The organism is Enterococcus sp. AZ103 (assembly GCF_051714685.1).
GTDB classification, from domain to species: domain Bacteria; phylum Bacillota; class Bacilli; order Lactobacillales; family Enterococcaceae; genus Enterococcus_A; species Enterococcus_A alishanensis.
The window spans coordinates 818,323-840,527 of the sequence record NZ_JBIOSI010000001.1; the positions used below are offsets into that span (position 1 = coordinate 818,323).

The following is a 22,205-nucleotide window of genomic DNA, read 5'->3' on the forward strand; positions in this document are numbered from 1 at the left end:
GAAGAATACTGATGACTAAAATAAAAAAACCTTTTTTCGTGTTTAATCCAAAATCTTATCTATACGGTGAAGAATTATTAAAACTGGCGCAAAAAGCTGATGAGATGGCGGCTAAATATCCAGAGATAACAGTAATGGTAACTGTTCCATTTGCTGATATTTCTAATGTTGCTAATCAGACAGAAAATATTATTGTGACGGCGCAACATATTGATGGGATTACGCCAGGACGAGGAATTGGTCATGTACTGCCAGAATCAGTTTATTATGCCGGTGCTAGAGCTGTCTTTTTAAATCATGCCGAACGTCCATTGACTTTGACGGAATTAACGAAAAGTATGCAGAGAGCACAAGAATTAGGGATTGAAACAATTGTCTGTGCCGATAGTTTGGCGGAGGCTCGCGCGATAGCAAATTTAAAACCTACAGCAATTTTATGTGAACCAACTGAATTAATTGGGACTGGTCAAACCAGTGATGAAAGTTATATTACGGCTACTAATCAAGTAATTAAAGAAGTGGATGAAAACATTTTAGTGATGCAAGCCGCTGGAATCAGTACACCTGAAGATGTTTATCGGACTATGAAATTGGGCGCAGATGGCACGGGGTGTACTAGTGGCATTACCAATGCTGATTCGCCTATTCAAATGTTAGAAGAGATGATTGTTGCCCTAAATCAAGCTTATCAGGAAAGAGGTTAGACATATGAAAATCCAACACGAGCAATTACTATTAGAAACAGCTGCCGCAAAAGTGACTTATTTAAATATGACAGATCAAATTAAAGAAGTAATTGAAAAAGCTGGCATCAAAGATGGTTTATGTACAATAACGACTCCTCATACGACTTGTTCAGTAGTCTTTGAAGAATATGTTCATGATGTAGATTGGAAAGGGGATGAATTCTTACATGTTGATCAAAATCGCATCCTAGATAAAATCATTCCTCGCCAGTTAACGGAGTCAGATTATCTTTATCCAGGACCAAAACATGTGGAATTTTTAGTAGAATTGGCTGCTGAAGATCCTAGCTATGAAGCTGATCCAGTGACAATTTTAAATGCCGATGCCCATATTAAAGGAAGTTTATTTGGCGCAAGTGAGACAATTATTATTAAAGATGGGGTGCCACAAATTGGCTCCGTCGGTTATTTATACTTTATCGATTGGGATCAAAATCGCGAACGGACCCGTAAATGTAATTTGTTATTAATGGGAGAATAAAAATTGGTTCATTTTGTCAATTAGTTGTATCATGAGTAGAATCAATCAAGATAGAGGGTGTTTTCAATGTCACAATCTTACGATGAAATCAGTAATCAAGAACAACAAGATGCACTAGAATTAATTAAAAAATTACAACAGTCGATTAAAATGAGTCAAACTGATTTAAAGCAAACTACTGAACCAGAACGATTTTTTGAGTTGTATCAAACACTTCAAGCCGATCAGTTTGATTACGATGCATTGTTACGGGACTATCCAAATGAAGAAGAAAATTTTTTCAAAGAAGCAACCCAAACAATCGTGTCAGAATATTTAAAAACAAACTTTGAAAAATATTTAAGCCTTGTACAAGCAACAACAGATGCTACTGAAAAAAGTCAGCTAGCCAATCAATTTAAAGCAACTTTTTATCCGTATATTAATTTGTTAGACAATGGAAATATTGTTGATTTAGCTGGAATGTACGAAGCGTTGACTTTATTTTAAAAGCGCGAATAGATTTAACTAATTAAAAATTATTTTAATAATGATCCTTTCAAGGGCTAGCCTTGGAAGGATTTTTTGTTTTAACAGGAGAAAAAGAAAGCTTGCGTAGCTTATTTAAAAAGGGTTTTCTAAGTAATATTTTAAAACAAGGCAGTGTTTTTTTGAATTGAAGGGTGTGCATTTTTTTGTAGCTATAGCTATTCTCTATTTTTTCAATTTCCTACTTTGTTGGTGGAAGCCAAGCAAAGTGAAGGAAAAGTTGATTTTTCTGAAAATACTGCTCAAACAGGTAGTTTTACATCTGTCATCAGATGGCTCTTTACAGCAGGTGCCAGTAGTTAATCCAAGAAGGGGGAAATAAATAGTGAAATTATTGAGATTATTTTTGTCTTTAATATTAGGGACATCAACGCTAGTAGCACCAAATTTTACAAAAGCAGCTGATACAGGCGCAGGCTATAGTATTTCAAAAATTAAACCTCCAATTGAAGAAGCTAATTCAGAAAGCTCTTTTTTTGATTTAGTTGTTTATCCAGGACAAGAATTTGTTATTCAAACCCAATTAAAAAACTATAGACAAAATGAAACAATAATCAAAAGTGAACCATATACGACCTTTACTAATAATCACGGAGAGATTAGTTATACTGCTCCTTTAAGTGTAAAAAAACAAGATAAAAGTTTAAAGCTACCATTTGCTTCGGTTGCCGAAATTGAAGATGGTCCGCTCGTTATATTAAAGGGAAATGAAGAAAAAGTAGTCTCAATGAAAATAAAAATCCCTGCTACTGCTCAAAATGGAGTGATTTTAGGCTCTTGGTATTTTGAAAAAGAAGAGCAAGCAACGAATCAGCTAGAAAAAGAAAATAACACTCAAATGGATAATCGTTTTGCTTACGCTTTAGCCGTCAAACTGACAGTTAATCAAGAAATAGCAGCGCCCAATTTGAATCTACTGACAGTGGCGCCAGCCTTAAATAATTATCGAAAGGTGATTCATGCTCAAGTCCAGGCTGATCAAGCGGCGATTGTGTCAGAATTGGATTTTGAAGGCAGGATTACCCGTAAAGGAAAAACTGATACTTTATTTAACACACAATTAATTGATCGTACAATGGCCCCCAATTCTAATTTCAATATCCCATTTTTTTTAGCCAATCAACAATTAGTAGCTGGAGAATATACCTTATATTTGACGGCTAAAACCACAGATAAAAAATGGGAAAAAGAAAGTTGGCGATGGACCAAAGATTTTAAGGTATCAAAAAATAACGCAGAAAAAATAAATCAAGCAGCGATTAATGATCCCGAACCAGAGAAAAAATACTTGAAATATATTTTGTTAGCTATCATCATATTGTTGTTTTTCACTATTTTATTCATGTGTTTAAGAAATAAAGGTAAGTTAAAAGTACTACGAAAATGAGGGTTAATGATGAAAAACTACTGATTTAAGTGTTATGTTTCAAGTCAAATGGAGATAGGTGCATTAATTATTTTTTCGAATGAAGAATCATCAATACTAGCATTCAAATAACTAAACTATTATAAACTGGCGAAATCTTGAATAGCTTTTACTCTTTGATTGGTTTAATTTTTATTTTGTTAATTTTCTTAATTAAAGAAAAGCAGAAAAAAATAGTGGCGCATCTGGCTAAAGATGTACCACTATTTTGCTCTATATCATTGAATGAATAATTTTATTCTTCGCTAAACAATAAATCTTTAATATAAGCTACGGGCATTTCTTCACCAGTAAACAGTTTAAAGGCTGCTGCACCTTGATAAAGCATCATCCCTAAACCATTGATGGCTTTTTTAGCGCCGTGTTCTTTCGCAAAACGCAATAATTTGGTTTCTCTTGGCGCATATACTACATCAAAAATAACTAAATCAGGACGAATCACTTCAGGATCATTGATTAATGAAACATCTTCTAATGGTTTCATACCAGCGCCTGTTGCATCAATGTAGATAGAACTTTCAGCGATTGATTGTTTGAAAGCCGCTTGATCTGCTAAGTCAGTGACAGTTGCTTTCGCGTTAGTTTTTTCAGTAATTTTTTTGGCTGTTAATTTTGCGTTTTCAAAGGCTTGATCGGCAATATTAAAAATTCGGATTTCTTTAGCTCCGTCAAAAGCCGCTTGTACCGCAACTGCTGTACCTGCGCCGCCAGCACCAGTCAATGTAATAACTGCGTCTTTTACTTCAACACCTTCATCTTTTAAAGCTTCCATTGCGCCGATACCATCAGTATTATAACCAACTAAATGACCTTTGCCCTCAAGATTTGTTACAGTATTTACTGCACCGATTAATTCAGCTTCTGGTGAAATTTCATCCAAATATTGGATAATTTCTTGTTTGTTAGGCATTGATACGTTCGAACCACGAATTCCCATTGCACGAATACCCTGAACGGCATCTGCTAATTCTTGATTGCCAACTTCAAAAGCTAAATAAGCGTAATCTAATCCTAATTTAGCAAAAGCTTCATTGTGCATCGTTGGTGACATACTGTGGCGAATCGGTGTAGCGATTAAACTAATTAATAAAGTGTGTCCAGATAATCTTTCTGTCATGATAGTTCCTCACTTTTTTCTATTTTCTTTAATTTTACCAAAATAAACGATTAGGACTAATGTTTTATTTACATACTTTAGATAATTATTCTTCATAAGAATTCTTTTACTAAACTTTTGTGAAACGGGTAGAAAGCATTGCAAGAAAAGGCTTTTTGCGTTAAAGTAGAAGATAGTCTGTGAAACATTTTCTGTTTCACAAATTAGAAGGAGTTTTGTATGATACCAGAAGAATTCCAGAGAGAATTGGCCAAGTTAGAAATCGTCTTAAATCAACAACAATTGGACCAATTTGAGCGTTATTATCAACTTTTAGTCGAGTGGAATCAGAAGATGAATCTAACGGCGATTACTGATAAAAAAGAAGTTTATTTAAAACATTTTTTCGATTCAATTACGTTAAGCTTGTCGGCGCAATTTGAACCTACAGGCAGTTTATGTGATGTTGGATCTGGTGCAGGTTTTCCTAGCCTCCCACTAAAAATTGTTTTTCCAGAATTAAACATTACGATTGTTGATTCTTTAAATAAACGAATTACTTTTTTAACTACTTTAGTTGAAGAATTAAAGTTGGAAAAAGTCGCTTTATACCATGATCGAGCAGAAACATTTGGTCAAAATCCGCAGTTTCGTCAGCAGTTTGACTATGTGACAGCTAGAGCAGTGGCGCGATTAAATGTTTTAACTGAGTTATGCTTACCGTTAGTAAAATTAGATGGGTACTTTTTTGCTTTAAAAGCAGCAAAAAGTGATGAAGAATTAGCAGAAGCCAAACCAGCCATTGCTTTATTAGGCGGAAAACTTATTTCAGCTGATGATGTTTCACTACCAAATGGCGATACACGTCATATCATCACGATTCAAAAGAAAAAGACAACATCCAAAAAATATCCACGAAAACCAGGTTTGCCCAACAAGCAGCCATTAGTAAAATAAAAAATTTATTACCTTAAAATGAAATAGGTGCCAGTTCTTCTTAAGCACTTTATAGAAGAATGGTATCCGTAATGAAAATCAGACTAAATTTTTGTAAAAAAATTTATTACCTTAAAATGAATTAGGAGGAAAGCAAATGGCACGGATTATATCTGTTGCAAATCAAAAAGGTGGCGTAGGGAAAACAACCACTACCGTTAACTTAGGTGCTTGTTTATCGGCACTGGGCAAACGCGTCTTGATTATCGACAGCGATGCACAAGGAAATGCAACCAGTGGTTTAGGTATTAGGAAACCAGATGTCAAAATAGATATTTATGATGTCTTAGTGAATGAAGTTCCGATCGAAGAGACAATTTTACCAACTGCTCGGGAAAATTTATCGATTGTTCCGGCAACATTGCAATTAGCAGGGGCTGAAATTGAATTGACTTCCATGATGGCTCGCGAGTCTCGCTTGAAAACAGCGTTGGCTGATGTGCAAGATAATTATGATTACATTTTAATTGATTGTCCACCATCATTAGGTCATTTAACGATTAATGCTTTTACTGCCAGTAATGCGATTTTGATTCCAGTTCAAAGTGAATATTATGCTTTGGAAGGATTGAGTCAGTTGTTAAATACTGTTCGCTTGGTTCAAAAGCATTTCAATCCTGATTTAGAGATTGAAGGTGTGCTATTGACAATGTATGATGCACGAACCAATTTAGGAGCGGAAGTAGTGGAAGAAGTCCGCCGCTATTTTGCTGAAAAAGTCTATGATACGATTATTCCACGGAATGTCCGTTTGTCAGAGGCGCCTAGTCATGGGCAGCCGATTATTGATTATGATCCCCGTTCAAAAGGTGCAGAAATGTATGAAGCTCTAGCAAAGGAAGTGTTAGCCCGTGAGCAAGAATAAAGGATTAGGTCGAGGAATCGACGCAATATTTCAAGATTTACAAGGTATTGAGGAAGTTGATATGAAAAACGAACAAGTAGAAGAAATTCCCTTAAGTGAGCTCCGTCCCAACCCTTATCAACCACGAAAATCTTTTGATGAGGGCAGTTTGCAAGAATTAGCCAATTCAATTGAACAATCTGGTGTATTTCAACCAATTATTGTGCGAAAATCGCAAGTTAAAGGCTATGAATTAATCGCGGGTGAGCGGCGTTTCCGCGCCTCTAAATTAGCGGGCAAGAAAACTATTCCAGCAATTATTCGCGACTTTGATGAAGAATCTATGATGCAAATTGCGGTATTGGAAAATTTACAGCGGGAAGATTTAAATCCGTTGGAAGAAGCCGAAGCTTACGAAATGCTAATGAAAAACTTGAAATTAACCCAAGCCGATGTAGCCGCTCGTTTAGGAAAAAGTCGTCCTTACATTGCTAATTATTTGCGCTTGTTGACTTTACCGAAATTAGTCAAAGAAATGGTCCAAGATGAACGTTTATCAATGGGTCAAGCCAGAACTTTATTAGGTTTAAAGAAAAAAGATCAAATTTTAAAATTAGCCAATCGTGCCGTTAAAGAGAACTTAACCGTTCGTCAATTGGAACAAATTGTGAACGAATATAACGAAGGCAAAACCAAAGAAAAGAAAAAAGCACCGCGCTTAACGAAAGAAAAACCGTATTATCTAAGAGAAAGCGAAGATCGTTTGATGGATAAATTCGGTACCGGTGTTGAAATCGTAGAAAATGATGGCAAAGGAAAAATCGAAATCGAGTACTTGTCACCAACTGATTTAACCCGTATTTTAGATATTTTAAACATTCATTTTGATGAAGAATAGATAATGGAGGAGACAGATGTACGATTTAGGCGATATTGTTGAAATGAAAAAGCCCCATGCTTGTAAAGCGAATCGCTGGGAAATTATTCGTATGGGTGCCGACATTAAAATCAAATGTACCAACTGTGGTCATATCGTAATGATGACACGGCGGGACTTTGAGAAAAAAATGAAAAAGATTTTAGAGAAGAAAGAAGCGTAATTTCAGCGAAATAGCTGATTCCTATGTTTTAATAGAATGATGAATTTTGAAGTTTTGTTTAACAAAGCTATCCTTGAAATGAAGAAAGAGTGAAGTAAATCATGGCCTTAACAGCCGGAATCGTAGGTTTACCAAATGTAGGTAAATCAACTTTATTTAATGCAATTACTAAAGCTGGAGCAGAAGCTGCCAACTATCCATTTGCGACGATTGACCCGAATGTGGGAATGGTAGAAGTTCCAGACTGGCGTTTGGATCGTTTAACAGAACTGGTTCAACCGAAAAAAACAGTACCCACAACTTTTGAATTTACTGATATTGCTGGAATTGTAAAAGGTGCTAGTAAAGGTGAAGGACTAGGGAACCAATTTTTAAGTCATATTCGCCAAGTAGATGCGATTTGTCATGTGGTCCGTTGTTTTGACGATGAAAATATTACCCATGTCGAAGGTCGCGTTGATCCGATTGATGACATTGAAGTTATTAATTTGGAATTGGTGTTGGCTGATTTAGAATCAGTGACTAAACGTCATGCCCGAGTGGCGAAAATTGCGAAAACAAAAGAAAAAACGGCTGTTGCTGAATTAGCGGTTTTAGACAAATTAATTCCGGTATTAGAAGCAGGCAAATCTGCTCGTACCATCGAATTTTCAGATGATGAAGAAAAGATCTTAAAAGGCTTTTTCTTATTAACAGCAAAACCAGTTTTATACGTGGCAAATGTGGCAGAAGACACAGTCGCTGATCCAGATGATAATAAATATGTCCAAGAAGTTCGTAACTTTGCAACGACTGAAAATTCAGAAGTGATCGTTGTTTCTGCACAAGCAGAAGAAGAAATTGCTGAATTAGATGATGAAGACAAGGTAGAATTTTTAGAAGCTATGGGAATTGAAGAATCTGGTTTGGATCAATTAATTCGTTCAGCTTATGATTTATTAGGTTTAGCAACTTACTTCACTGCAGGTGTTCAAGAAGTACGAGCTTGGACGTTTAGAAAAGGAATCAAAGCACCTCAAGCAGCTGGAATTATCCATACAGACTTTGAACGAGGCTTCATTCGAGCAGAGACTGTTTCATTTGAAGATTTGAATCATTATGGCAGTATGCATGCCGCTAAAGAAGCTGGTCGTGTAAGATTAGAAGGAAAAGATTATGTCGTGCAAGATGGCGATGTTATGTTATTCCGTTTCAATGTCTAAGGAAAAGGGGTAAAAGGATGGAAGAAGAATTATTGGCTCAACTAACTCAAGAAAATGTCGAACTAGAAAGCCAATTAACTAAAAGAAATGAACAATATATTTTTGACTTAAAAAAAGCCCTGGCTGCGGCCAACTTTTCTCAAGAACAAACCACTACGGAATTAAACGAAATGTTAAGAACCTTAGTGGAAGAACAAAAACGTGGAGTAACTGCCCGTCAGCTTTACGGTACGGTAACGGAACGAATGGAAGCAATTGTGAACAAACCCGTAGTAAAGACAAAATCTACCCAACCATTTTTGATGTGGTTAGATAATTTCTTGATGTTCTTTGCATTACTTGCGGCTTTATCTGGGATCATGAGTTTCTTCATGCCAGCTGGACAATCAGTTAGTACTTATGGATTGACGGCGATTATTTTAGCAGCTGCTTTAGGTGGCGTGATTTTCTACATGATGTATCTATTTTTCTATCAATATGACGAACCCGGTGCTGATAAATCGAAGAAACCGAAAACTTGGAAATCGATTTTAATCATCGTAGTCGCATTTGTCTTATGGTATATCATTTTTAACGCGACAGTTTACTTACCAACAAGCTTAAATCCAATGTTAAATCCAATTGCTTTAATTATTTTAGCAGCGGCATCATTAGGATTGCGCTTCTTCTTGAAAAAACGTTTCGGTGTGGTTTCAAGCTTCTCAAGCCGTCCACCAAAGCGGTAAAAATATAAAAATGTACAACCAACAAATTTGTTGGTTGTTTTTTTTTTGAAAAATCTTGCAAAGTGTTAACTACTGTTATGCACTGTTTATGAAAAGGAGGCTAAGATTTGTGCAAATAATTATTCAACATAATTCAATGGTGCCAATTTATGAACAAATTACTAATAAGATTAAAGCGGAAATTTTAGCAGGTCAATTAGCTGAAGGAATGGCCTTGCCTTCGGTGCGACAATTGGCAAAGGATTTAAAAATCAGCGCTTTAACAGTTAAAAAGGCCTATGATTTATTGGAAGAAGAAGGTTTTACCCAAACGGTTCATGGCAAAGGTAGTTTTGTTTTAGCAGTAAATGCGGACACGAAAAAAGAAGATCTGCTTTTTAAAACACAGGAAGAACTAGAAATAATAATCAAAAAAGCGCAACAGGCAGGAATTACCAATCAAGAAATTACTGAAATGATTCAGCTGATATTGGAGGGATAATTATGTTAAAGATGGAAAATGTTGTAGTGAAATATTCGCAATTTGAATTAAATTGCTCATTAGAAGTAGCCAATGGTCAGATTACTGGAATTGTAGGCGAAAATGGTGCCGGAAAAACTACTGCTTTTAAAGCAATCTTAGGTTTGACTGAGATTAGTAGCGGTAAGATTTTGATTGACGGACAGGAAAAAACAAAAGAATCTGCAAGCATGAATATCGGCACCGTTTTAGCAGAATCATTTTTCAATGAACTATACACAGTTAAAGATATCCGAATGATTTTGAAAAATTTCTATCCAACTTTTGATGCAACGTATTTTACAAAATTGTGTGACAATTTTGGTTTGCCTTTTAAACAGAAATATAAAGATTTTTCTAGTGGCATGAAGGCTAAATTAAAAACGATTAGCGCTTTGTCTCATGGCGCCCAGCTATTAATTTTAGATGAGCCTACCAGTGGGTTGGACGTTAGTGCGCGAAATGAGATTTTAGCCTTGTTGCAGGATTATTTAGACCAATACCCTGAGAGTGCGATTTTGATTAGTTCTCATATCTCTAGTGATCTACAACAAGTTTGCGATGATATTTATTATTTGAAAAATAGAAAAGTCTTATTACATGAAGAGACGGATATTTTGTTGGATCGTTATGGTATTTTAAAAGTTACGACGGAAGAGTATCCTCAGTTAGCACCAGAATTATTGTTATATCAAAAACAACAAGGCTATGGTTTTGATGTGTTAACCAGTCAACGAAATTATTTCTTGGAGAATTTTCCGCAAATGGTCGTGGAAAAACCAACAATCGATGAGATTTTATTACTGATGATGGAGGGGGAGAAAATATGAAAGGCTTATGGGTGAAAGATTTATTAATATTGGCTAGTCAGTGGAAGTTGTTAATTGGATTTATTTTGATTGCTGGTTTAAATGGGGTAATTAGTGGCGGTGGAAGTAATATCTTTGTCTTTTTCTTTATGGTTTTCTTTTTTATGTCCTTAGCAACTACTTTAATTGCTTATGAGCAACAAAATAATGGCTATGATTATTTATTTACACTTCCAATCAAGCGGAGTACGTATATCTGGGAGAAACAATTGATTATGGTTACCTTGGCTGTTTTTGCTAGTGTAATTAGCATTATTGTGGTGTTTATTTTGAGTTTTTTAGAAGCTTCAATCATTTTTAATCTAACGAATCTTTTATATTTAGCTTTTGGTGCTACTTTATTCGGTTGTTTCTATGGTGCATTAGCGATGCCGTTGATTATTCGCTTTGGTTCGGAAAATGGTCGAATTGTGATGTTTGGAATGGTGGCCTTGTTTATCGTTGGGGGCGTATTAATTGAGAAGACCAATCTATTTAGTGGTATTTTACAAAGTGGCTGGTTCCAACAAATTACTCAGTTAACTATTCTTCCTTTTGCCGGATTGATTCTCATATTGATGGCTTTAATTATTTTAATTTCGGCATTTGCCAGTCAGCGTAGTTTAAAAAATGTTTTAACTTAGTTTTGGCAGTTTGGAGGGAATAGAAATGGATTCAGTAGTACTTATTTTATGTTGTATCTTATTTATTCTATCAGCCTATACTTTGGTTTTATTTGATCGAACGTTACGTCAGATGTATCTGTCTTGTTTCTTTGCAATGGCTTCGATTGTTTTATATTATTTTTATTTTGCTGGTGGCGAACCGTTTTATTTTACGGTTTTGTATTACGGCGTAGTCGTTGGTTCAGCGTTTATTTTTGCTTATTTTCAAAAGAAATGGCAAAAATAAATTAAGCTCCTTTATATCTTATTTTGTTCCCATTGTATTTATGAACTATATTTTGTAGAATTAGGGGATGTAAAGGAGCTAAAAAAATGAGTGAATTACTACAAGATCGCATCCCGCCGCAAAGTGTGGAAGCCGAACAAGCGACTTTGGGTTCGATTTTTTTAGATGCTGATGCGCTAATTACCGCGATGGAGTACATAACACCAGCTGATTTTTATCGTCGGAGTCATCAAGTGATTTTTCAGACGATGATTGCATTAAGTGATCGTAATGAAGCGATTGATGTCATTACAGTGAAAGAACTGCTGGAGCAAGATAATTTATTAGAAGATGCAGGCGGTGTCAGTTATTTATCAGAACTGGCGATTAATGTGCCGACTGCTGCCAACGTAGCTTATTATGCCAAAATTGTCGAAGAAAAATCCCTGTTGCGAAACTTGATTCAAACAGCGACCAATATTGTGACAGAAGGTTTTGAGCAAAGTGACGATGTTCAAACGATTTTAGATACCGCAGAGCGTAGCATCATGGAAGTCTCGGAACGCCGTAACAAAAGTGGCTTTTTAGCGATTTCTGATGTGTTAACTAGTGCGATTGAAAATATCGACCAACTGTCTCGCAATAATGAAGATATCACTGGTTTGCCGACTGGTTATGTGGCACTAGATAAAATGACCGCTGGTTTACAACCAGAAGAATTGATTATTTTAGCTGCTCGTCCAGCTGTTGGGAAAACCGCTTTTGCTTTAAATATTGCCCAAAATGTCGGAACCAAAACCGATCAATCAGTTGCTATTTTCAGTTTGGAAATGGGGGCGGAATCTTTAGTGAATCGGATGCTTTGTGCAGAAGGTTCGATTGATGCCAGCCATTTAAGAACCGGTCAATTATCAGAAGAAGAATGGCAAAGTTTGATTGTAGCAATGGGAAGCTTATCGAGAGCTAATATCTTTATTGATGATACACCGGGGATTAAAATTTCTGAGATTCGCGCAAAGTGTCATAAATTAGCTAAAGAAAAAGGTAATCTTGGTCTGATTTTGATTGATTATTTACAATTAATCGAAGGAACTGGTCGAGAAAACCGCCAACAAGAAGTTTCTGAAATTTCTCGTCAGCTAAAGAAAATTGCCAAAGAATTAAAAGTACCTGTGATTGCTTTATCACAGCTTTCTCGTGGTGTGGAACAACGACAAGACAAACGTCCGGTGTTAAGTGATATTCGTGAATCTGGTTCGATTGAGCAAGATGCAGATATCGTGGCTTTCTTATACCGTGAAGATTATTATGAACGTGAAGGCGAAGAGAGTGAAGACTCAGCAGCTAATCGTAACGTCATCGAAGTCATTATCGAAAAAAACCGAAGTGGCGCCCGAGGAACGGTTGAATTACTCTTTATCAAAGAATACAATAAGTTTTCTTCTTTAACACCAAGACAAGAGTTTTAAGTCGATTTCAATTGAAGTCGGCTTTTTTATTTAAAAGGAGTTTGCGATGGATAAAAAACAAACCTTTGGAGCAAGAATCAAACAAATCCGCAAAGAACAAAAGCTCTCTCAGAAAAATTTGGCTAATGGTTTATGCTCGCAACCGATGTTGTCAGCGATAGAAAACGGCCAATATTTACCTAATAGCAAGTTACTGATTCAACTATGCCAACGATTAGGTATTCAAGCGGATTTGTTGGTTTTACAAGATCATTTTATGATTAGTCAAAATAAAAATTTTAGTGAAATAGCTGAAAAACTATGCAATCAACACCAGTACCAAGAGTTGCAGGATTTTTTACTGAGTTCCGAAGTATTAGAAGCGATTGAAACAGCTGAAGAATATAGCGCTTATTATTATTATTTGGCATGTAGTTATTTTCATTTAGCAGCTGATTTGTCGGAATGTTTACAGGCTTTTAAATTGGCGTTAGCGGAAAATTCTACTGAAACAACTACCTTAGCCCGTTTGATTCAAGTTAGTTTGGGAGTAGTATATGCTAAACAGACGCAGAAAAAACTAAGTCATGATTTTTTAGCAGCCAGCATAAAAAATTTGACCCAAACCCCTTATGAAGAGAATCTAAATATCTTGTTTTATTTAAAGGCTTTGGCAGAATTTGAGATGACTGAATACTTAGCAGCCGCTGCGACAATTAATCAGGGTATTTTATATATCACTGATCATTCTTCTACTTTTATGATTGCCAATTTATATTATTTAATGGCATTGATTGCAGAAGAAACGATCCAGCTGAATCAAGTGACAGAAGCAAAGAAACGCAGTGACATTTTCGCAGAATTGTATAAAGAGGCTGTATTTAAAGAAATATAAGTATGCTTATTTTTTTATTACTAGCTGATCCGCTATCCTATGTTTATCAAAACAAAGGAGGCGGTTTTTTTATGAAACCACTATTTATCAATCAAATAACTATTCAAGCAGAAGTAATGGCGGTCACTGATTATCTAATGGATGTGACCAATTTACCAGAATGGAATCCCTCAATTCAAGCCATCAAAATTAACGAAGATAATTATCAAATTATCCGTATGGAGCAGGCGATCAATCAAACGGAAACAGTAACTGTCAGCAAGGAATCACAGAAAATTATTTTCCAAATTTACGGTGACATCTTAAGCTATATTTTGACTTTTGAATTAGAAAAAAATGCAGAAAATACAAACGTAACGGAAAAACTAACTATCTTAGAAAATCACAAACTACACTTACCAATAGTATTTTATAAACCAATTGTGAAACAAGCATTTGCCAAAAATTTAACGTTCTTGAAGCAAAGATTGGCGAATGAAAATATAACTATTTAATCACTTTCAGCAAATTATAGTGAAAATTATGAATCATAAAAAAAACGTTCGGTTTTTACCTTGTTTTCAAAAATTATTTGTATAAATATTCGAATATTGATTGAATCCCCCTGCCATAATTGATACAATGTCGATGGAGCCAAAAAAATCTTAAACGAGGTGTTCAGATGTCATCTGTAGTAGTTGTAGGAACTCAATGGGGCGACGAAGGTAAAGGAAAAATCACGGACTTTTTAAGTGAAAATGCGGAAGTGATTGCTCGCTACCAAGGGGGAGACAATGCCGGCCATACCATTAAATTTGATAACGTCACTTATAAATTGCACTTAATTCCATCAGGGATTTTCTATCCTGAAAAAATCAGCGTGATTGGTAACGGTGTGGTGGTCAATCCGAAATCTCTAGTAGAAGAATTGGCTTATTTGCATGAAAAAGGCGTTGCAACAGATAATCTAAGAATTTCAGATCGGGCCCATGTGATTTTGCCTTATCATATTAAATTAGATCAATTGCAAGAAGATGCAAAAGGTGATAACAAAATCGGTACAACAATCAAAGGGATTGGTCCTGCATATATGGACAAAGCCGCTCGAGTAGGAATTCGGGTTGCCGATTTATTAGATAAAGAAATCTTTGAAGATCGTTTGAAAATGAACTTAGAAGATAAAAACCGTCAATTTGTAAAAATGTTTGATGATACTGAAATGGATTTTGAAGATATTTTTGAAGAATATTACCAATATGGTCAAGAAATCAAACAATATGTGACTGATACGTCAGTTATTTTAAATGATGCGTTAGACGAAGGTAAACGAGTTTTATTTGAAGGTGCCCAAGGCGTTATGTTAGATATCGACCAAGGAACATACCCATTTGTTACCTCTTCGAATCCAGTTGCCGGTGGTGTGACTATCGGTAGCGGTGTTGGACCAGCGAAGATTAATAAAGTCGTAGGTGTATGTAAAGCTTATACTTCTCGTGTCGGTGACGGACCGTTTCCAACTGAATTACATGATGAAGTCGGTCATGCGATTCGCGAAGTGGGTAAAGAATACGGTACAACAACTGGTCGTCCTCGTCGTGTCGGCTGGTTTGATTCAGTTGTAATGCGTCATTCTAAACGTGTTTCTGGGATCACAAATCTATCTTTAAACTCAATTGATGTGTTAAGTGGATTGGATACAGTGAAGATTTGTACAGCTTACGAATTAGATGGTGAATTAATTTATCATTATCCAGCAAGTTTGAAGGAATTAAATCGCTGCAAACCAGTTTATGAAAAATTACCAGGCTGGTCTGAAGATATTACTGAATGCCGGACTTTGGCAGAATTACCAGAAAATGCCCGTAACTATGTCCGTCGTGTTTCAGAATTAGTTGGTGTTCGTATTTCAACTTTCTCAGTTGGACCAGATCGTAAACAAACCAACATCTTAGAAAGTGTTTGGGCACAAGTTTAATTTGAATGATGAAAGAGTTGTCGTTATGACAACTCTTTTTTGATGTTGGCAATAAATACTTTACTGGCTAAAGAAAGCGCATCTTGATTTTTGTAGACTAAACCAATTTGGCGTTGTGCAAAGAAGTCTAGTGGTCGAAGAGTGACTTGATAATTCAATTTATTTAAGATTAATTCTGGTAAAATACTGATTCCTAGATTATTTTCCACCATAGCTAAAATTGAATAGTCATCCCAAGTTCGATATTGGATTTTAGCGTTAATATATTCTTGTTGGAAAAGTTCGATAATATCAGAATTGCCTTTTCGTTCTTGCAAAATGAAGGGATAGTTGACTAAATCATTTTTACTAATACTTTTCTTTAAGGTTAAAGGATGATCTTTGGGTAAGACAGCTAAAAAAGTCTCAGTTTTTAAAGCGACACTTGTTAATGCCGGTAAGGTAGGTAGACGCAAGAAACCAAAGTCAACACGTCCTTCAATAATCCACTGTTCAATCTCCTGATAATCACCTAGCAACAATTCAAATTCGATAGCAGGATATTTTTGATTAAAATCGGCGATCCATTCTGGTAACCAGTGAGTAGCCACACTAGAAAAGGTGCCAATTCGAATCGTGCCGGTTTGCAGATCCGTTAATTCTTCTAAGCGATTTTGCAGATGCTGATATTGTTCACTGAGTTCTTCAGCTAAGGGAAAAATTTTTAATCCGTCAGAAGTCAGTCTTAAACCAGCACGGTTTCTCTCTAGCAAAGTCACGCCCCAATCTTTTTCCAAATCATGAATCATGCGACTAATTCCCGATTGAGAATAGTTAAGTAACTGGGCTGCCTTGGTAAAACTACCTAATTGAACGGTTTTAACAAAGGCAATATACTTTTGAATGTTCATATCCATATCATTTCCTACTTTCATCTGAAATCGTCATGTTAAAGATGCTAAAAATTCGTTTTTGTAATCTTAATAATTATGTTAACGTGTTTTTATCTTAGTAACAAGAAAAGAGTGAAGAAATGTTTTATGTAAGTGAGATAACAAAGGAAGCCCCACAAAAATTTTTAACAGAACTACAGAGAGAAACTTATCAAAATTTAAAAAAATTAGCGATTCCTTTTGAACGAGTGGAAACTGATGAAGCGATTACGATGTCAGATTGTCAGGTAATTAATCAAAAGTTATCGATGGAGATGGTGAAGACACTATTTTTAACGAATCGTCAGAAAACGTCATTTTACTTATTAGTGACTACTGGCGAAAAACCCTTTAAAGCTAAAGAATTTAGTCAGGCTTTGGGTGTGGCACGGGTGTCGTTTGCTAGTATTGATTTGATGGAGGAAATATTGGGGACTAAAATAGGTGCCGCAACAATTTTCAGTGGCTTATTAGACTCTGCTAAGAATGTGCAAATTATTATAGATGAAGAAGTGACTCACCAAATTTTTTATGGCTGTAGTGATGGTACAACAACAAATTATTTAAAAATAGATACCCAAGATATTTTAGCAAAATATTTACCATCAATTAAAAATAAAGTTAAAATAATTGAACTTAATAAATGAAATAAAGTTTTTTTGCGTAATATTTTCCAATCCTGTTAATTATCGAGTAAAATAGAGATAGTTAAAAAGTGGGAGGGGAAAAAATGTATCAATTATTAACTGATTCATGTTGTGATATTCCTTATGAGATATTGAATGAACATCACGTTGATTTTATTTCAATGTATGTCAGCATAAATGGTGAAGAATTTGCCGATGATCTAGGTAAGACATTTAAGATTCAGGATTTTTACGAAGAAATCAGAAACGGCGCAATGCCGACAACCTCACAAGTAAACGTTGGCCGTTATGTAGAATTTTTCAAGAAATATGCAGAAATGAAGATGCCAATTTTGTATTTATGTTTTACTTCTGGAATGAGCGGCTCTTATCAGAGTGCGCTGCAAGCTGTGGAAATTGTTAAAGAAGATTTCCCCGAGGCGGAAATTCATGTATTTGATACTTTAGCAGCTAGCGGTGGACAAGGTTTAATGGTTTATGAAGCTGCCCAAAAAAAACAAGCAGGAATGACTCTATCAGATTTGTTAAGTTGGCTAAAAGAAAACCGATTGCGTTATCAACATTGGGTAACGGTGGATGATTTAAATCACTTGCAAAGAGGCGGTAGAATTTCAAAAACCAGTGCTGCAATTGGTGGATTGTTACACGTGAAACCAATCATCGATGTTGATACTGAAGGAAAATTACGTACTTTAGAAAAAATTCGTGGTAGAAAAAAAGCGTTACAATTTTTAGCTGACAAAATTATTTCAACAACTGAAAATTCGACTGAACAATCTATTTTTATTACGAATAGTGATGCGATGGAAGATGCTTTAACCTTGAAAGAAATGATCGAAGAAAAAATCTCGGTGAAAGAAGTTCAGATATTTCCACTAGGGACAACAATTGCCAGTCATACTGGATTAGGATGTATCGCCGTCTTTACACGAGGCGTCGAAAGAGTTTAAAAAAGAATCAAGCAGCCAGCGATGGCTGCTTATTTTTTTGTCAAAAAATAACAAACTAAAAAAATGACATTGATTAATAAAAGCATACGCTTCAATAAAATAGGTTTTTCTATTTTTTTAAGCGTTTTTTTAAAAGTATTTAAGTTGATATAAATAGTAAAATCTATATATGTTTATGTTATTAATTGACGCATTTTAAGTGTAGCGCTTACATTTTTGCAAAAATAAAGTGCAAACATATCTACTTATCAAGGAATATATAACGGCTATATAATATGGTCAGACAAGGGGATGACGCCATGAAAGAAAGAACACTTTCAATTTTGTCAGTATTTATTGCTTCAGACTATCCTTTAGAATTAACCAGTTTGGAAAAAGATTTCAAGGTAAGCATCAGAACTATTCGGAATGAATTAAAAGAAATCAATCAATTTTTAAAAGAGAAAAAAATATCTGAAATCAAAAGTATTCGTCAAAAGGGTTATCAACTTTCATTGTCTAAAGAAGAACGAAATCAACTAGGAATATATTTAAAAGAAGCCAGCGAAAATGAATATCTTGAAAGAGAAAATCGCATTTTTGATTTGATTTTAACTTTCACTTTAGGTCAGAAAAATACTTTTTTATACCAAAAGGAAGAGGAATATCAGATTTCTAAAAGCACTTTGGATGAAGATATGCGGCGTGTTCGAAGTGAACTGGAAGAATATGGAATCGAAGTCATGAGTGTTCCTAAGCAAGGAATTGTCTTAAGAGGTGCCGAGCGTTCGGTTCGCACCATGATTTATGACGTGATTAATCGAACTGTCGGAGTGCTTAATTTAACCAATATCGATAAAAAAGCCTCACTTAATCGGTTGCTATTAGATAAATACATTTCCAATCATTTGTTAAAAAAGCTAGATGATCTCTACATACAAACCGTCTCTTTTGTGGAGGATGATATTTATCGCAATCAGCTAATTATTTTCACGGCTGTTTGGTTAAGTCGCTATATGCGCCAAGATTTAATTGCTAGTACTGCTTGGGAGACAGCGGATGTACCGACAGGCGACATGAGAAATTTTGTCAACGCTGTTTGTGAGACTTTTCAAATTAACCCCCCCGAAATTGAGATTAAGTACATTGTCTTTATGCTAAATACCTTTAATTCTCGGGACATGAATAATTCAATCGAATGGGTGCAAGCACAATTACTATCGATTCAATTGATTGAATACGTGGAAAATGAAACAAAAATTCCCTTTACCCGCAAGGAAGAAGTTTTGCAAGAAGGATTGTACAAACATATTGCCGGATTAATCAATCGCGTAAAAAGTCAGATTCAAATTGTGAATCCTTTAAAAGAGAATATCAAGAAAAATTATTTTGGAATTTATCAAGCCATTCAAAATTTCATGAAAAAAAATCAATGGTGGGGTGAAAAAAAGGTTAGTGATGATGAAGTAGCTTTTCTAACTATTCATTTTTCCACTTCGGTTAGTGCAATCAATCAAGATTTGCATTATATCTACAAAGCGGTTGTGGTTTGTAATCATGGCGTAGCGACGGGAAAATTACTAGCTGAAAATCTTAAAGAGCTGTTTAATATTGAGGTTTTGGCAATATTGAGTTCTCGTGAGACTGAATTAATTGATAAGTTGGATGTTGATTTAGTTTTTTCATCCGTGGCACTTAATTATCAGAATCGTCCATTGTTAGAAGTCAATCCTATTATCCGCGAAAAAGATAAACAACGAATAATTGATTTTTTACAACAACATGCCAGTTTACGACGTTTGGTAAACAATACGGCTGATGCAACTGAGATGTTTTATTCACTGATAAATATTATTGAAGCCAGTGGTGGCAGTATCACAGGTGAGATTTATAGTCAGCTGGAAAACACATTTGATAAAAATAATTTAACTATAAACAAGAAGGAGATTCAGCCTATGTTAGAGGATGTCTTAAAGGACAGTCATATCTTATTAAACCAACAAGTAGATGATTGGCAAATGGCTATTCAACGAGTGTCAGAACCTTTATTAAAAGAAAAGGTGATTGAAGAAAATTATGTGACCGCCATGATTGATTCAGTCAAACAATATGGGCCTTACATTGTGATCGGAAAGCATCTGGCACTGGCTCATGCGCGACCAGAAGATGGCGTAAATAAATTAGGGGTGAGTGTCGCGACTTTAAAAGAGCCGATTGTTTTTGGCAATCCCGACAACGATCCAGTAAAAATCATTTTTTGTTTAGCAGCAATCGATTCATACTCTCATTTAAACATTATGAAAAATCTGATTGCTCTAATCAATGATGAAGAAAAACTAGATTATTTGTGTCAATTGGACTCAGTTGATGCTTTTAAAGATACATTATTTCAATAAAAAATAGAATGGAGAGAAAAAAATGGGTAAACAAGTCAGTATTTTATTCGTATGTGGTGCAGGTTTAGGAAGTAGTTTTGCGGCTCAAATGGCAGCTGAGGATGTATTAAATGCAAGAGGTGTTAATGCAAAATTAGATCATGTGGATATTTCAACGGCAGCGTCGGTTCAACCAGATGTGATTATTACAGCAACTAATTTCCAATCACAATTTGAAAAATTTTCAATTGATGAAAGCAAGACAGCTGTTGTCTTCTTAAAAAATATTGTTTCTAAAGCAGAGATTGAAGAAAAATTAATTCCAGTTTTAGAAGCAAAAGGCGCTATCTAATCAAAATTGAGGGGGAGTAATAATGGGCGTTATAACTTTTATTATTGAAAATATTTTGACACAGGCATCGATTACGATTGCATTAATCGCCATGCTTGGTCTGGTGTTACAAAAGAAATCAGTCGGTCAAATTATTTCAGGTACATTGAAGACGTTGCTAGGTTTTCAAGTTTTAAGTGCAGGTTCTAGTATTATTGTCGGAAGTTTAACTTATTTTGGTGAAATTTTCCAAGAAGGTTTCAAGATGCAAGGGATTGTCCCATCGATTGAAGCCATTAATGGTCAAGCCATGAACGAGCTAGGTTTAGGTCGCGATATCGCCTTAACATTTTTAGCAATTTTTGTTTTTAATATTTTAATTGCTCGTTTCACTAAGTGGAAATACATTTTCTTAACCGGGCAAGCCATTTTATGGATGGCTACCATGACGACTGTTTTTGGATACTTTGCAGGTTTGCGAGGGATTGCCTTAATTTTAGTCGGTGGTTTTATCGGTGCCGTTTTCGCAGTTGCTATGCCAGCGATCGCCCAACCAATTATTCGCCGTGTAACTGGTTCTAACGATATTGCTTTAGGTCATTTTTGTACGATTGGTTACTTGTTTGAAGCCGGTGTCGCTTATATTTTTGGTCAAAAAGGTGAAAATAAAAAATCAGCTGAAGATTTAAAATTACCTTCTTCTTTTGAATTTTTACAAGATACGTATCTATCTGTGATGGTGGTAATGGTGCCACTATATATTATTACGGCAGCTTTTGCCGGTCCTGGTGTTGGTGACCATGGCGCGCAAAATTATTTGATGTTTGCATTCTTGCAAGCGATTCAATTTGTTGTGGGTGTCTATGTATTACTTGCTGGTGTCCGCTTATTGTTAGGTGAAATCGTTCCAGCCTTCCGCGGAATTGCTATGAAATTAGTGCCAAATGCGATTCCAGCATTAGATTGTCCCGTCTTTTTCCCATACGCACCGAACTCAGTTATTTTAGGCTTTATTACGACAACGATCGGAACCGTGATTGCCATGTTTGTTTTACCAATGTTTGGCTTAGCGATGATTCTACCTGGTATGTTAACCAACTTCTTTGCCGGCGGTACGGCTGGGATATTTGGGAATGAAATCGGTGGTCGTCGTGGCGCAATTATTGGTGGGATTGCCCATGGGTTCTTCATTACCTTACTGCCAGCATTACTAGTCGGAATTTTCAATAGCATGGGCTTCATTAATGCCACCGCAACCGATGTTGATACAGTGGCAGCCGCATTACTATATGCTTGGATCTTTAGCCCGTTACTAAAAATGTTCTAATTAAAG

The 22,205-nt window shown here is 35.6% G+C and carries 25 protein-coding genes; 23 read left to right on the forward strand and 2 right to left on the reverse strand.

The features are described from left to right. Positions 1–11: 11 nt before the first annotated feature. The 4 genes from ID741_RS04110 (at position 12) to ID741_RS04125 (ending at position 3,142) form a co-directional block, all read left to right on the forward strand. On the forward strand, positions 12–704 hold the full coding sequence (locus ID741_RS04110; protein ID WP_438719146.1) for a triose-phosphate isomerase: 693 nt from the start codon (positions 12–14) through the stop codon (positions 702–704). Positions 705–708: 4 nt separating this feature from the next. Continuing rightward, positions 709–1,227 (forward strand): YjbQ family protein, encoded by a 519-nt coding sequence (locus tag ID741_RS04115; RefSeq protein ID WP_218327394.1) that lies wholly within the window; start codon positions 709–711, stop codon positions 1,225–1,227. Positions 1,228–1,293: 66 nt separating this feature from the next. Further along, positions 1,294–1,716 carry a hypothetical protein gene (locus tag ID741_RS04120; RefSeq protein ID WP_438719147.1) on the forward strand — a complete coding sequence of 141 codons (423 nt, stop codon included), beginning with the start codon at positions 1,294–1,296 and terminating at the stop codon, positions 1,714–1,716. Positions 1,717–2,080: 364 nt separating this feature from the next. Next, entirely contained in the window at positions 2,081–3,142 is a 1,062-nt protein-coding gene (locus ID741_RS04125; protein WP_438719148.1) for a DUF916 and DUF3324 domain-containing protein, read from the forward strand. 274 nt (positions 3,143–3,416) lie between these two features. Here ID741_RS04125 and ID741_RS04130 read toward each other — a convergent pair whose 3' ends face one another. Then, entirely contained in the window at positions 3,417–4,298 is an 882-nt protein-coding gene (locus ID741_RS04130; protein ID WP_438719149.1) for a shikimate dehydrogenase, read from the reverse strand. A 219-nt stretch (positions 4,299–4,517) separates the two neighbouring features. Here ID741_RS04130 and rsmG point away from each other — a divergent pair, with 219 nt between their 5' ends. The 14 genes from rsmG to ID741_RS04200 all read left to right on the forward strand — a co-directional run bounded on the left by rsmG (position 4,518) and on the right by ID741_RS04200 (position 15,679). Next, positions 4,518–5,234 (forward strand): 16S rRNA (guanine(527)-N(7))-methyltransferase RsmG, encoded by a 717-nt coding sequence (gene rsmG / locus ID741_RS04135; protein WP_438719150.1) that lies wholly within the window; start codon positions 4,518–4,520, stop codon positions 5,232–5,234. A gap of 136 nt (positions 5,235–5,370) precedes the next feature. Beyond that, positions 5,371–6,138: a ParA family protein gene (locus tag ID741_RS04140; protein WP_218327389.1), complete on the forward strand. Its 768-nt coding sequence runs from the start codon at positions 5,371–5,373 to the stop codon at positions 6,136–6,138. Then, on the forward strand, positions 6,125–7,015 hold the full coding sequence (locus ID741_RS04145; protein ID WP_218327388.1) for a ParB/RepB/Spo0J family partition protein: 891 nt from the start codon (positions 6,125–6,127) through the stop codon (positions 7,013–7,015). The genes ID741_RS04140 and ID741_RS04145 overlap by 14 nt, the downstream gene beginning before the upstream one ends. A gap of 16 nt (positions 7,016–7,031) precedes the next feature. After that, positions 7,032–7,217: a DUF951 domain-containing protein gene (locus ID741_RS04150; protein WP_218327387.1), complete on the forward strand. Its 186-nt coding sequence runs from the start codon at positions 7,032–7,034 to the stop codon at positions 7,215–7,217. A gap of 101 nt (positions 7,218–7,318) precedes the next feature. Continuing rightward, positions 7,319–8,419 carry a redox-regulated ATPase YchF gene (gene ychF / locus ID741_RS04155; RefSeq protein WP_218327386.1) on the forward strand — a complete coding sequence of 367 codons (1,101 nt, stop codon included), beginning with the start codon at positions 7,319–7,321 and terminating at the stop codon, positions 8,417–8,419. Between the two features lie 17 nt (positions 8,420–8,436). Next, positions 8,437–9,144 (forward strand): DUF1129 domain-containing protein, encoded by a 708-nt coding sequence (locus ID741_RS04160; RefSeq protein ID WP_438719151.1) that lies wholly within the window; start codon positions 8,437–8,439, stop codon positions 9,142–9,144. Between the two features lie 109 nt (positions 9,145–9,253). After that, the gene (locus tag ID741_RS04165; protein ID WP_218327384.1) at positions 9,254–9,625 is read left to right on the forward strand and encodes a GntR family transcriptional regulator; all 372 of its coding nucleotides are present in this window, start codon (positions 9,254–9,256) and stop codon (positions 9,623–9,625) included. A gap of 2 nt (positions 9,626–9,627) precedes the next feature. Beyond that, entirely contained in the window at positions 9,628–10,473 is an 846-nt protein-coding gene (locus ID741_RS04170) for an ATP-binding cassette domain-containing protein (protein ID WP_438719152.1), read from the forward strand. Continuing rightward, positions 10,470–11,135 (forward strand): ABC-2 transporter permease, encoded by a 666-nt coding sequence (locus tag ID741_RS04175; protein ID WP_438719153.1) that lies wholly within the window; start codon positions 10,470–10,472, stop codon positions 11,133–11,135. The genes ID741_RS04170 and ID741_RS04175 overlap by 4 nt, the downstream gene beginning before the upstream one ends. Before the next feature lie 25 nt (positions 11,136–11,160). Next, positions 11,161–11,403, forward strand: coding sequence for a hypothetical protein (locus tag ID741_RS04180; RefSeq protein WP_438719154.1), 243 nt, complete (start codon positions 11,161–11,163; stop codon positions 11,401–11,403). Between the two features lie 86 nt (positions 11,404–11,489). Continuing rightward, positions 11,490–12,851, forward strand: coding sequence for a replicative DNA helicase (gene dnaB, locus ID741_RS04185; protein ID WP_218327380.1), 1,362 nt, complete (start codon positions 11,490–11,492; stop codon positions 12,849–12,851). A gap of 46 nt (positions 12,852–12,897) precedes the next feature. Beyond that, positions 12,898–13,725: a helix-turn-helix domain-containing protein gene (locus tag ID741_RS04190; RefSeq protein WP_438719155.1), complete on the forward strand. Its 828-nt coding sequence runs from the start codon at positions 12,898–12,900 to the stop codon at positions 13,723–13,725. 71 nt (positions 13,726–13,796) lie between these two features. Further along, complete coding sequence (locus tag ID741_RS04195) at positions 13,797–14,219, forward strand: SRPBCC family protein (protein WP_438719156.1); 423 nt, start codon at positions 13,797–13,799, stop codon at positions 14,217–14,219. 167 nt (positions 14,220–14,386) lie between these two features. Then, positions 14,387–15,679, forward strand: a complete 1,293-nt coding sequence (locus tag ID741_RS04200; protein WP_438719157.1) for an adenylosuccinate synthase — start codon at positions 14,387–14,389, stop codon at positions 15,677–15,679. A 23-nt stretch (positions 15,680–15,702) separates the two neighbouring features. Here the strand turns inward: ID741_RS04200 and ID741_RS04205 are convergent, their stop codons facing one another. Then, positions 15,703–16,593: a LysR family transcriptional regulator gene (locus ID741_RS04205; RefSeq protein WP_438719158.1), complete on the reverse strand. Its 891-nt coding sequence runs from the start codon at positions 16,591–16,593 to the stop codon at positions 15,703–15,705. A 98-nt stretch (positions 16,594–16,691) separates the two neighbouring features. On the opposite strand from ID741_RS04205, the gene ID741_RS04210 reads away from it, so the two are divergent. The 5 genes from ID741_RS04210 (at position 16,692) to ID741_RS04230 (ending at position 22,199) form a co-directional block, all read left to right on the forward strand. Continuing rightward, entirely contained in the window at positions 16,692–17,237 is a 546-nt protein-coding gene (locus ID741_RS04210; protein ID WP_438719159.1) for a YbaK/EbsC family protein, read from the forward strand. An 83-nt stretch (positions 17,238–17,320) separates the two neighbouring features. Continuing rightward, complete coding sequence (locus ID741_RS04215) at positions 17,321–18,187, forward strand: DegV family protein (protein WP_218327375.1); 867 nt, start codon at positions 17,321–17,323, stop codon at positions 18,185–18,187. 299 nt (positions 18,188–18,486) lie between these two features. After that, positions 18,487–20,562 carry a BglG family transcription antiterminator gene (locus tag ID741_RS04220; protein WP_438719160.1) on the forward strand — a complete coding sequence of 692 codons (2,076 nt, stop codon included), beginning with the start codon at positions 18,487–18,489 and terminating at the stop codon, positions 20,560–20,562. Positions 20,563–20,584: 22 nt separating this feature from the next. Next, entirely contained in the window at positions 20,585–20,893 is a 309-nt protein-coding gene (locus ID741_RS04225; RefSeq protein ID WP_218327373.1) for a PTS sugar transporter subunit IIB, read from the forward strand. Between the two features lie 22 nt (positions 20,894–20,915). Next, positions 20,916–22,199, forward strand: a complete 1,284-nt coding sequence (locus tag ID741_RS04230; protein WP_218327372.1) for a PTS sugar transporter subunit IIC — start codon at positions 20,916–20,918, stop codon at positions 22,197–22,199. Positions 22,200–22,205 lie beyond the last annotated feature (6 nt).